This window comes from Coleofasciculus sp. G2-EDA-02, assembly GCF_040226375.1.
GTDB lineage: Bacteria > Cyanobacteriota > Cyanobacteriia > Cyanobacteriales > Coleofasciculaceae > Coleofasciculus.
Genome location: NZ_JAVKEW010000200.1, coordinates 16,012 through 28,428, shown reverse-complemented (window position 1 = coordinate 28,428; position 12,417 = coordinate 16,012). Strand labels below are relative to the sequence as shown.

9 protein-coding genes, 1 tRNA gene and 1 pseudogene are annotated in these 12,417 nt (G+C 47.0%); 5 read left to right on the top strand and 6 right to left on the bottom strand.

The features are described from left to right. The first annotated feature begins 831 nt into the window (after positions 1 to 831). From RLO19_RS23710 to RLO19_RS23690, 5 genes and pseudogenes are all read left to right on the top strand, one after another. Positions 832 to 1,137 (top strand): hypothetical protein, encoded by a 306-nt coding sequence (locus RLO19_RS23710; protein WP_446359858.1) that lies wholly within the window; start codon positions 832 to 834, stop codon positions 1,135 to 1,137. Next, entirely contained in the window at positions 1,124 to 1,591 is a 468-nt protein-coding gene (locus tag RLO19_RS23705; RefSeq protein WP_446359857.1) for a hypothetical protein, read from the top strand. The genes RLO19_RS23710 and RLO19_RS23705 overlap by 14 nt, the downstream gene beginning before the upstream one ends. Positions 1,592 to 1,642: 51 nt before the next feature. Next, positions 1,643 to 2,033: pseudogene (locus tag RLO19_RS23700) on the top strand (DnaB-like helicase N-terminal domain-containing protein); the annotation flags it as partial. After that, positions 2,021 to 4,858 carry an AAA family ATPase gene (locus RLO19_RS23695; protein WP_446359904.1) on the top strand — a complete coding sequence of 946 codons (2,838 nt, stop codon included), beginning with the start codon at positions 2,021 to 2,023 and terminating at the stop codon, positions 4,856 to 4,858. The pseudogene RLO19_RS23700 and the gene RLO19_RS23695, both read left to right, overlap by 13 nt. After that, the gene (locus tag RLO19_RS23690; protein WP_446359856.1) at positions 4,848 to 5,924 is read left to right on the top strand and encodes a tyrosine-type recombinase/integrase; all 1,077 of its coding nucleotides are present in this window, start codon (positions 4,848 to 4,850) and stop codon (positions 5,922 to 5,924) included. The genes RLO19_RS23695 and RLO19_RS23690 overlap by 11 nt, the downstream gene beginning before the upstream one ends. A 140-nt stretch (positions 5,925 to 6,064) precedes the next feature. Here RLO19_RS23690 and RLO19_RS23685 read toward each other — a convergent pair. The 6 genes from RLO19_RS23685 to RLO19_RS23660 form a co-directional block, all read right to left on the bottom strand. Continuing rightward, positions 6,065 to 6,137: transfer RNA gene (locus RLO19_RS23685), tRNA-Phe, on the bottom strand. A gap of 279 nt (positions 6,138 to 6,416) precedes the next feature. Then, a complete protein-coding gene (locus RLO19_RS23680; RefSeq protein WP_446359855.1) occupies positions 6,417 to 8,288 on the bottom strand; it encodes an alpha/beta hydrolase in 1,872 nt (623 codons plus the stop codon). Between the two features lie 426 nt (positions 8,289 to 8,714). Then, positions 8,715 to 9,011, bottom strand: a complete 297-nt coding sequence (locus tag RLO19_RS23675; RefSeq protein ID WP_446337335.1) for a hypothetical protein — start codon at positions 9,009 to 9,011, stop codon at positions 8,715 to 8,717. Positions 9,012 to 9,150: 139 nt separating this feature from the next. Next, on the bottom strand, positions 9,151 to 10,215 hold the full coding sequence (locus RLO19_RS23670) for an ABC transporter permease (RefSeq protein WP_446359854.1): 1,065 nt from the start codon (positions 10,213 to 10,215) through the stop codon (positions 9,151 to 9,153). 54 nt (positions 10,216 to 10,269) lie between these two features. Further along, complete coding sequence (locus RLO19_RS23665) at positions 10,270 to 11,394, bottom strand: RRXRR domain-containing protein (protein WP_446359853.1); 1,125 nt, start codon at positions 11,392 to 11,394, stop codon at positions 10,270 to 10,272. Between the two features lie 351 nt (positions 11,395 to 11,745). Further along, entirely contained in the window at positions 11,746 to 12,264 is a 519-nt protein-coding gene (locus RLO19_RS23660; RefSeq protein ID WP_446337360.1) for an adenine phosphoribosyltransferase, read from the bottom strand. Positions 12,265 to 12,417 lie beyond the last annotated feature (153 nt).

Here is a 12,417-nt window from a genome sequence, read left to right as displayed (position 1 = left end):
GTTTTTTCAGGAGGGTTGCTATATCGAGATGAATCATCTACCATTTTACATAGAAACCAGAAAAGTTTTCTGGTTTTAACAAAAGACCACAAGCGCAAGAAAGGGGCTCGGTGGTACGGGGACTCCTCTCTTGCGCCCTATAGGATACCGCACTCTGCGTGAGCGCGATCGCATTTAACTTTTTGCCTATGAGCCAATTTCGGTAATCGCCCGATAGCCGGCGACTAGTACGTCCCATATCACAAGCGTATTTTCTCTACTCCTTAGCAACAATACCCTGACCTAAACTGACAAATTCTGCCTATACGAATCACGCGATCGCCCGATAGCCGGCGAACCAAACCTAAAAAAACCGAACAAGATTTAGACATTGGAGATGGGAGGAGGACGCCTCCTCCCTATTTTTAGGAGTAAAACCAATGGGGGCATCAGAAGAGTTTTTCGAGAAAGACCAACGCGAGTACGGACAATAAGACACCCAGCTCAACGACACTATTGCTCACCGACAACTTTTTTATTGGCGACGAAACACGCCACAAGCATCAAAATGTCTGCTCAAAATTTACTACTTAAGGGCGGACAAGGCTGTAGTAATAGCCGACGACTTACCCGACAGCTTCTTCACGGTTTGCGATGACTTTCCTTATCTCTTGGAAACCGTCTGCGCTCACTTTGACCTAAGCAAAGTACAAACTGCTTGGTTCGAGCCTTGCTGGGAGGGAAAAGGCTATTACTATCAGCTCTTTCAAACTATTGGGAAAACTAACTGGAGGGTGATTCGCGAAGCGGACTTACAATCAATTCTTGATAATGAGCAAATAGAGAAAGCCAATGGATCGAGACAGTTTTAAGCAGTTCATTATAGATGCACTTTTAGGCAGTGCATCTGCCGAAAAATTCAAAAATAAGGAGAGTGATCTAACGGCTTGGGGAGTTGACGCCTTAACCGCTAAAGCTAGTACCTATTGCGATTCCGCCTGGAACTTTTGCTCTGAATCGAATTTTAATGTTTGTGTCCTTTTTGCCGAATTAATCGGATCAGCTGGATTCGATCGCGATTTACACGGCACAGACTACCCCGCACTCTTTGCGCGGGCAGAAAGACTAGCCAGTCTAAAAGATTATGGAAAAGAATGAAATGATCAGAATAAAACGCATTACAAAAATAACCGCAGAATTTCTAATCTCCACCGGAAACTACTGTAATGAGCGGGTCGGATTCGAGGTAGAACCTGACTTTGATGATTTAGATCTGGGATTACTGGCGGCAGAGGAAGAGTGGCAAGAATCCATCAATGAGATTGTAGCTGCCTTGAGAGAAAAAGCAAAATTGGCGATCGGGAAACCCGCCGAGGCTCTGTACAACGAGAAATACAGGATCGAGAACGCCGTCAAGGTGGCAGAGAATAAGCTTCACGAATTATCTAGTCAATATAATCAGTTGCGAGACTTTTTTAATGCCCAGGGCATCTCTACAATGCCGCCAATTCCAGACTATCTTCGGCTTTTGAGTCCATCTCCTCGAATAGAAAAAGAATCAGTTTACATTACTGGGGAGGTCGAAGACGACGATATCCCTTTTGAATCTTAGTACCCAACAATAAAGGAAGGAGTCGGTTAAGAACCGACTCCTTATAAGAGCATGACTGAAAGCATCTTAAATCTTCAACTTAACTCTTATCTTAGCACACTTCCACCGTCGAATATAGATGCGGAAGAAGACATATTGGGAGGCATCATGCTTGACCCTGGGGCTATGATTCGAGTAGTAGATATTCTGTCTCCAGAAGCATTCCTTGTTGACGCTCACCAAGAAATATACCGAGCGGCATTGACTCTACATAAAGAGGAAAAGCCAACGGATTTCATGAGTGTCACTTCCTGGCTGTATGACCATAAAAAGTTAGATAAAGTAGGGGGTCAGGGCAAGATAGCGCAGCTAATTGAACGCACAGTGTCAGCCATCAATATTGACCGCTACGCAGCGTTGGTAATGAACAAGTTTTTCTGCCGCAAGCTCATTGAGTCTGGCAATTTCATTGCGACCATTGGGTCAGACCCATATTACACGGTAGATGAGTGCATAGAAAAAGCACGAAATCGACTAGAAGAAACATTCGCTATCCCACTAAAGAAAGAAGACAGGATAGGGGCATGTCACAAGCGGTTAATTGCGGCGATCGAGCAGATCGAGCTAACAGAGGAAGATCCTAGCCTAAAGTACCTTAAATTAAAAGAATGTGCTAGGAATTTCAAGCTTTCAGTTAAAGAGATAGACGAGATATGGATCAAGTATCTTGTCCACAGAGATGGTACGGGGGAGTTAAAAACCTTTCAGCAGGTCATCGCCGAAACCGATGATTACACGAAGTGGCTAATCCAAGGGTTAATCAGATCTGTTGGACTGACCGTATTACATGCCAAAGGAGGCGGCGGGAAAACCACCATTGCCTACGATTGGCTTTACTCTTTGTTGCGAGGCGTTCCCTGGGAAGGATTCCCAGTAACCGCCCCCTGTCGGAGAGTTTTGATCATCCAGACTGACGAGAACAAATCTGACATGATTCCAACTCTCATCGCTAGGGGGTATAGCGATGAACTAGAAGTGAGGTTTGTAGACAAATGGAACATTCAGAACAGCGCAGCTTTTGATCGATACCTGAAGGAATTTGACCCGGACGTGGTCTTGATCGACTCTCTATTTTCCGTCAGCGCTGGGTCACTTGTAACCGAAAATGACGCAGAATATGCCCGACCATTGTTGGTTATCAACAAAATCGCCGAAGATCGCAAAAAGCACGTCATCTTAATCCACCACAGCAATTCCGAGGGAGGACTTCGCGGAACGGGAGCCATTACAGCCAGCGCGACCGCCGTCATGGGACTGGCACCTGACCCCGATCATCCTGGACCAGATAGCCCATGGAGAATACTAACCATAGAAAAATTCAGAGGGCGCTGCCTCGCTCGTTACTCGTTGGAGTTTTTCGCTGAAAATCGGCGATTCATCTGCCACGGCGAACACAAGAAGCAGGACGAATCTTCTAGCCTGAAAGATCGGATCGTCAGTTTTCTGTCGGCTCACCGGAATATCCGATATGAGATAGATGAACTCATGGAATATTGCGGGGGGGCACGGGCTTCAGTACGGCGTGCGGCGGGTCAGCTATCGGCAGCGGGGATAATCAGCTCGTGCCGCAAGTCCCTCCAAGATCGGAGGATGGTTTATTTCCTGGAGTGGGAAGGTGATGATAATGGCGGCGGCGATTGGGACGGTGATGGCATCGATGCTCCAAGTGATCCATCGCCTGAGGATCGGATCACTAGTGGATCTTTTGATGATCACTCAAATGGATCTTTTCTAGAACCCGCTCCACCAGAGAATTACAGCGACTTAGGCACAGCGAAAGATCCAGTGATCACTGAAAATCCAAATTTTCAATTAAGTGAGGTGACTGAGGAAAATGCAGAAGGTGCGATCGCACAAGAAGAGACGGAGCCTGAAACCCAAGCACAACAAGAGGAACAGCTATCAGACACAAGTGATCATTCAAAAGATCCACCATTGATCACCCCCCGATCCACTACCGATCCTGACGTGATCACTAAAGATCAGTTAGCTAACTGTCGGGGCTTATCCATTCAGCAGCCGTTTGCGACCCTTATCGCCAGGGGCGAAAAACGGTTTGAGACTCGCGGGCAGAAAACCAACTATCGGGGATTGATACTGATTCACGCCCCCCAGAAAATTGATAAGCACTCTTTTAACCGAATTTGCCGAGAGCAGGACGACCCGGCAGAATTCCCAACTAGTCGGGTGCTGGCGGTCGCCGAACTGACCGACTGTATTTTCATGGATGAAAGCTTCATCAACGAACAGCCAGATCAAGAACTGCTGCATGGATGCTGGGAACCTGGTCGATACGCCTGGAAGCTGGAAAATATCCGCCCACTCAAGCAAACGGTTACAGGGGTTGGGGCATTGGGTTTGTGGAAACCCAGTGATCTGCTAAGAGACCGATTGATAGACGTGGAGTTGTGCGATCGCGCAGACGATCCAAATGATGAGCGGTGGGTATGCGTTGAGAAATGCGTCAGCCAAATCAAGAAGCACCCCGAACTCCGCAACCAAATCCCAACCTTTTACTCATCCCTGAGCGATCGCCAGCGAGAGGAATTATTTCGCCGTCTCCCTCCCCTGAAGAGGGGGGAGGTAACTGTTGATGAAGTTCCCGGCGTTGAACCTGTTACCGATGAAGCCCTGGAGACTGAACCGGTTACTGATACCAACAATGAAGTTCCCGGCGTTGAACCCAGCGATTTGAAGCCTGGAGTTCGACTGGTAAGGTTTTTCGAGGACGACCATAACGATCCTTGGCGTTACGGGACTGTCGTTGAAGCGCCGAGCGACCTACATTTAGGTCAGTTTAGAATTCAATACGACAAATTCGAGGACAGTTTTCTTGTCTCACTAGATCATCTTGCTAAATTTCGATTTGCCCCATCCGACCTATTTGACAAAATACAGGTAGGTGATCGACTTTTGCGAAATGGAGCTGAGTGGACCTGCACAAAAAAGTCCTTGTCGCCAAAAGAAATTCAAGTCAGCAAAAATGGCGATACCCGAACGCTCAAGCCATCAGAGGTAGAGGCATTGAACTTTAAAATTAAAGCCCTCAAGCCGGGATTGAGGATAAAGCTTCAGCATTGGTATGGGCGGCTATCTTCTCGCCTCAAAAATGGGAAATGGTACGTGGACTGGGAAGGATACCCCAATCAGGGACTTTGGAAGAAATATGGGGAACCGCCAAAAAGCGCGATCGCACCCCAGGATTTGGAGGTGGTCGATGAGTCGTAACCCTAAAGGCTCGGTAGTAGTGGAAAATTTTCAGGGACGCTTACGGCTTCGACTCCCAGCTTATTGCCCAACGCGATACCTCACGCTTGGACTGGCGGATAACGCTAGAAACCGAAAAATCGCTGGACATAAGGCTGCACAAATTGAAGCCGACCTAGTATTTGAGCGCTTTGACCCGACGCTTGACAAGTACAAGAACCCCTTGCAAATTTCTGCCGACAAAACCCCTTTGCTTGAAATCTGGGAGGCTTACGCCAAGACCCGAATAGACTTGAGCGTCACCACCATCAATACAGACTTTAAGCGGGTGCGGGAACGACTAGTAGCCTGTCCTGTTACCTTAGACAAATCTCAAGTTTTTAAAAACTGGCTCAGTAAAAACTACAAACCGGGAAGCGTAAGGCGAATATTACTTCAACTTAGAGCCGCTTGTAAGTGGGCTATTGATCAAGGAATGATTCAGGGTAACCCATTTGAGAGCCTCCCCAAAAAAATTCAAAGCGCAACTGAACCAGACCCATTCACTCGAAGAGAACGGGATGCCATCATTAACGGTTTCAGATCGAGCCGTTACTACAGCTATTACACTGATTACGTCCGCTTTTTGTTCTGGACTGGCGCCAGAACCAGTGAGGCGATCGCATTGAAGTGGAAACACATAAACCCAGGGCTTGAGTACATAATCTTTTGTGAGGCGTTGGTCAACAGACAGGTAAAAGACACCAAAACTCACAAGCCCAGGCGGTTCCCTCTTAACCAATCCCTCAAACTGCTTTTGTCTAATATCTGTCCAGACCCAATCAATCCAGATCAATTAGTCTTTCGGTCTAAAGAGGGTCTGGCGATTGATCCACACAATTTCCTAAATCGGGCTTGGCGGTCGATCTTGGTGCAGGCGGGCATCCGTTACCGCCCTCAATACTCAACTCGCCATACATTTATTACTTTATGCCTAGAGAAAGGGGTTCCCGTTTCACAGATATCAAAATGGGTAGGAAACAGCCCCAAGACCATTTGGCAGCATTATGCGGGAATTATTGACACAGTGGCAGTTCCAGAGCCGTAGCCCACAAGGAAGAATCATATCAATCTCATATCATTTTCGATGAAATTGTCTTCAAAAACTCAATTAATTACCAAGTAGTACATTTACACTAAAAAGCGTTGCACTCTCGCCGTACAACGCTTTTTAGGTGTTATCATGAATGCCAGGAGGCGGACTTGAACCGCCGACACGGGGATTTTCAGTCCCCTGCTCTACCGACTGAGCTATCCCGGCTTGTTATCCTTGGCGCTTAACTCGCTTAACTAAGGTAGCAAACTTAACCAAGTGTTGGCAAGTCCGATCACAAATAAATTTGATTTAGCCTACCCTGGGGTTAGATCGTTTAATATTGCCAATCTTCAATTATATATCAATAGGGTACAATTAAGTCAATCGAGTCCACATCTGAAATCTCCTAGAGCGCTAGTCCCGGTACTTCTTACCCCGGTTAACAGTGGTTACCCGATCGACGCTCTAGAGGGTGTAGTTTAAGCTGGCAAGGGATAGAAGCGGTTAACTAATACCCGTTAAACGCCGATTATAGGTATTCATGAAATTCGTAAAAATCTGATTAAGTTGTCCTGTGCAGCAATCTGTCTGGGTAAGAACCTTGGGAGAGTTGGCAAAGGGTGAAAAAAGCGTCCCGATCGCACCGTGATTTAGGGTGGGGAAACGGATGGCAATCTTCTGGTTACTCACGGTTAACACTTGGAACCAAGTAGTTAAGCTTGGCGGGAGTTGACTACTCAGGCGTAGGGATAAGCTGGGACTCGAAAGAGATTGAGCGTAAGCTGGTGTCAAGAAGGGTTTATAGAGTTGGGCTTCAGGGGTTAGCTGTTTAATAAAGGCTAAACTCACACCTCGAAAAAGCTGGCGCAGGGGTTCTGCTTCTTTATCCGTTAGTTCCCTCACCAACGTACTGTTAGTTATCGCTTCATTGAGACTGGCGCGATCTGTCACACTTAAGTGAGTCCCCCCCAGCGCCACCAGCAGATACTTAGGTCCGCTTAACTGATCAAAGGCTCGAAGTTGGTGTTCCAGAGAGGGAGTGATCGCGTCATCGGTTCCCGTTAACATCAAAGTAGGAATTTCTACCTCAGCTAGACCCGTATTGCCAAATAAATGTCCAGTGACGGCATTAAGAGCCATCACCTGAACCACCCGCCGATCGCGTAACTCCACCAAGTCTTCCTGTAAGTCTGTGGCGGAACATTGAAACCAGTCAGCGGGTGAGCGTTCTAGAGGAGTACGCTGGTGACAAAATTGTCGTAATTCCTCTAGGTTGAGTTGTCCTCCTGCTAAAGCTAAAGCCGTGTAGCCGCCTAGAGAGTGACCGATAACAGTAACTTGTTCCGTATTCAATTTGCCCCGAAATGCTCCATAGCCTCGATTAATTCTCGCCAGACGATCCAAGACAAAGCTGACATCCTTAGGACGGTCGATAAACTCCGATGGGGGTAGCACCTCTCCAATGTTACTGCTTAGAGAAACCCCACTGAGCCAGCTAAAATTACTGCCGGGATGTTCTATAGCCGCAACGGTTAAACCATTAGACGCCAGATGACGCGCTAGGTAGGTTAAAAATTTGCGGTCAGAACCAAAACCGTGGGAGAGAATGACCAAAGGTCCTGAAGTATCACCAACCCAGTAAATATCTACAGGAATAGAACGATCGCGATCGGGATCGCGTAACCTCAGGGTTCGTTCCCGTACATATTGATAACCGGTCACCGTCGGATCAAAGTCCGCCGAAAACTCTGGGGTATCCGCAACAGTGAGTTCCTCCTCCAGGATCGGATTGACCAGTTGACTTTGTAAGTAAGGTCTATTCATTTGCAAAACAATCGCGATCGCAGATGAGGCATTGATCGTGACTGTCTCCTCCGGGTAAGCTCTTAAAAAACTTAGCACCGACAATCCATTCCCTTGGCGTGCAGCTAAAAATAGAGCGGCTTTTAACTGATCGAGACTGCTATCAGGAAGTACCCCACCAATTTGATCCAGTAAGCGGGCACCATCTGCTGAAAGCAGCAAGTCATTGATAAATTTCTCAGCCAGATTGGGGTCGAGTTGCAGGCGTCTGTTGAGTACCTGCTGGACTTGGGGGGTGAGTAAGGAACGGTAGGGTGTGAGAGTCGGCGGTAACTGACCCGTTTGCGCCCATGCTTCTAGATCCTCGATTGCCACCGATTGCTGAAACGGTCCTAATTGCAAGGTGATTCGTTCAGCCGCATTCAGGGGGGTGGCGATTCCCCAAGAAATTCCTACGCCCAATAAAAAGATATAGTGTTTAAGTTTTTGGATTAGCCCTCTGGACTTCACTCCTTTTCTAGGTTGAGTACGCCGAGAGTCTTGGCTATCAAACCGATTGACTTGAAACGTCATAATGTACTGATTTGACTGGGGTGTAAGTTGAAAGATAAAGAGTTTCAATTAAAGCGACCCAACGCCTTATGTATAAGTTTCCGTTGCCTTGTTGCTGCTATCGCTAAAAAATACATCTGCTTTCCCTACAAAGCACGTCGTCAAGCGGTATTACGGTTTCCTGTATTACACCATCTGATGCAAAAACGCAACCGCCCAACGGTTGTTTGTTGTGGTGAGGCAGGTACGAGATTCGGCTACAGGCATTACACTCATCAATCTCAGATTATGATTGTCAGGATATTGGTTGAGCGATAATATATTCGTTCATTTTGGACTAATGGCATCAGTCTTGTAGCTAATCTAAAGATAGAATTTAGAGCCATGTTGAATTATTTTTTTTAAAATCTGCTGAGAATATCTATCCTTAGAACGAAGCAATCGATATTACCCCTCATAAGATAGAAACTCTATTTTGGGAATCAGGGGGTCTTGAACAATACCCACGCCATGAAATCCCCAGCGTTGGAGCAATCCTTTTAACTGAGTTCCGGAAACAGACTCAACGGCAAAGCGATCGCTCAGATCAGCCGCGTGGGTATTCAGATAGCTGAGGGCTTCAAACTGTTCGCGAAACATCAATAAGTACCCTGCTCCCATCTCACTATCCCTAGGGGTAGGTTTGGCAGCAAGATAGCGCCCGTCAACTCGAGAAAGAATTAAGTAATAGATTTGGCTAAACATTTTGATTGGTCATTCGTCAAAACACTGATTTCACGGATTTATTGGAGAGATTAGGGTAGGGGAGTGAGGAGTTAGTCACACTGATTACACTGAAAGTTAGTTCCCTATATTTTTCATTTGTCATTCGACTTCCGATTAATTATTTGAGATTTTCTAGGCGAATGCGCGGATCAACAAATTTGAGCAGCAAATCAGCGAGTAAGTTACCGACAATCAGCATCACCGCCGCCATCATCAAGGCTGCCATCACGAGAAACTCATCTTGGGCAGTGACAGCTTGTAACGTCAACCGCCCTAAACCGGGCCAATTGAAGAAAAATTCAGCAATAAACGCACCACTTAACAAACTAGAAAATTCAAAACCCAGGATGGTAATCAGGGGATTAACCGCATTCCGTAAGGCATGGACATAGATCACCCGATTTTCTGGAAGTCCCTTGGCACGGGCTGTTTGGATATAATCTTGCCGCAAAACATCCAACATTGCCCCTCGGGTAATCCGTTGCAGTCCGGCAAAACTGGTGATTGAGAGGGCAAGGGTTGGTAAAATCATGTGCCATCCAATATCTAGCACTTTACCAATGGGAGACAAATCCGCATGATTAATACTGGTCATGCCACCCACCGGAAACAGCGGTGAGGTGTATTGGGCGATAATTAACAGAAACAGGGCAGTAATAAAGCTAGGAAAGCCTTGACCGGTATAGCTAATCACCTGTAAGGCGCGATCGGCAAAGCGGCTTTGCTTGACGGCGGCAATAATCCCCAAAGGAATCGCTATCGCCCAAGTGATAATAATCGAGGAAATGGCGAGCAGTAAGGTAGCTGGGATGCGTTCCCAGAGTAGGGATGATACAGAGCGAAAATAAAGACTACTCAAACCAAAATTGCCTTGTGTCACCACTTGCACCAGCCAGCGCCAGTACCTCTCATAAGCAGGTTTATCCAAGCTAAATTGTTGTCTGAGTTCCTCAATGCGGTCTGGAGAAATCTGGGGATTAAGCCGATAAGTATCCAAAACATCTCCCGGTGCCAATTGCATGATGGCAAAACTGAGTACAGATGCCAGAAATAGGGTCGGTAAGGCTTGCAAGAGACGTTTGACGATGTAGAGAAACGTCTCACTGGTGACAATCCGGATGAACCCCGCCCACGCCTCATTTAAGCCATGGCGAGTTAAAGAATCCTGTGTTGAAAAAGTCATCGTAAACCTCGTGAGACCCCGCATTCAGCGAAGCAATGCGGGGAGTGATAGAGGTCAAATCGACCCTTTCAATAAGGGAAGATTTGACAGTCCAGTTGAAGGCACGACAATTAACCCCGTGCTTCGCTGCAACAACTGGACTTTTTTAGCACTAAACTGTCCTAACCGCTTCCAGTTAATATCACTAACTGACACTTGTCTGTCGGTGTCTCCAGAACACCAACCTGTGTAAGTCTTTCCCGCTTTTTGGGCTACAACTTTGTCTCCCTTTCTAAAGCCATGGCGGGTAACTGTGCCGCCATATTTCCGCCGTAAACCACCTTGACGCGGGACACACAAGTGCAACTGCCTGCGACTGATTGGTGGTCTACGAATTATCGCAAAAGGTGCAGGTGTTATCTGCACATCACCATACCACTCGCCATGCTTGGCATTATCAGAGTGCCATTCTCGCCATCGGATCAACTCAAACGCCGCCAAGGTCACACCATCAACCGCTTGTGTAGCTGGAGTTTTACTAGCCTTGTTTTTCTTGTCCTTAGCTAGTCCTAGCCATTGTCTTAGTTGGCTAGTTCCGTTGCCGTCCCTCTGCCACCCCTTATGGGTTATAACAGGGGCTAATTCAGACAACCAAGTCAGCATTTGTCGTTGTCCTACCATGACCGGAGAGAACCCGACACCAGACCGAGCGGATTTACGTCCGCTAGTTCTATCTACATCAGCCATAACTAACTCATAGTGAGTGGCGTTGACAGGGAACAGCTTGAATAGCTCTTTGACTACCCGTAGTTCCAGTTGTCTGTTGGCTCGGATTGAGGGAGGGAGCTTGTCTTGTCTGCGGTTATCAAATCGGGCTTGACGGTGGCATCGCTCAGAGTAGGGAAGATTACGGTTAATCCGTCTCCCTCGTCTGGTTCGACGCATAACCCGCCGTAATTCCATCCGTTCCTTGACTGTCTTGAACGGCAAGACCAGATGCCCCATCCAGAGGGTAAAACGGCTTGATTGTACTCCGATACCTGAATAGCACTTGCCCGGATCTATACCTATTGCTATGGGTTGGGTATTTTTGTGTGTGTCAAAGGTTAGCTGAATAGCAAAGCATTCTAAGTCGTTGTGTACCACTTTAGCTTTGCCTTCCTTAAGCCAACGTCTAGCACGGCTAGGCTTGGTGGGCATCAGTGGCTTGCCCGACTTTGATAGAACTGGTACTCGTAACATGGAGATAATCCTCACGAGTGAAAGTGTTTACATTTCGACTTCGCTCAATGTAGTCCCTTCCCGCCATCTCGGTTAAGATGTCCTGTACAGACGTAGCATGCTACGTCTGTACTAGCGACTTAACAAAAAGTCTTAGAGATAACTCGAGCTAGGGAAGCATTCGAGAGTCTGTACCAAACCGATACTCAACGCGGTATTCAACGGTTTAAATCACCGTTTGTCCGGCAATCCCCAACTTCAACGAAGTAAGTTGGGGTCATTGAAATTGCTTTACTGAAGAATGTAACCCATCACCCATTGCTCATGCCCTTAATACTCAATCAAGGTAACAACTGGCACATCAGGCAGCTTCTGACGCCCCTGTAAATCCCTTAGTTCGATGATAAAACTAAAGCCCACCAGTTCACAGCCAATTTTTTGCACCAACTTGGCGGTAGCGGCGGCGGTGCCTCCTGTAGCGATTAAATCATCGGCAATCAGAATACGACAACCGGAATCAAAGGCATCTTGATGAACTTCTAAGCGATCCATACCATATTCGAGTTCATATTCAATGGTATGCACGGCGGATGGGAGTTTACCGGGTTTACGCACAGGGATAAACCCAGCGCCGAGTTGATAGGCGAGGGGAGGACCAAAAATAAAGCCACGGGATTCCATCCCGACGACATAATCTGGCGTGAGCCCTGCCTCTTTACAGGTTTGAGCCAGGATGTCAATCGTGTAGCGTAGTCCCTCTGGGTGGCGCAGCAGGGGGGTGATATCCCGAAACATGATTCCAGGTTTAGGAAAATCTGGAATATCCCGAATCAGCGACTTTAAATCCATAGGTAGATAAGGGGCTTGACTAAACAGTTTAACAATTAAATGGAAGGAAGCCGACCAATGATGAGTCCTTGTGCCATGATGGCATCGGAAAGGGCGAATCAGTAAGTGTGTTAACACCGACTGTAGTTAAGTGGTAATGGTAACATAGACAAT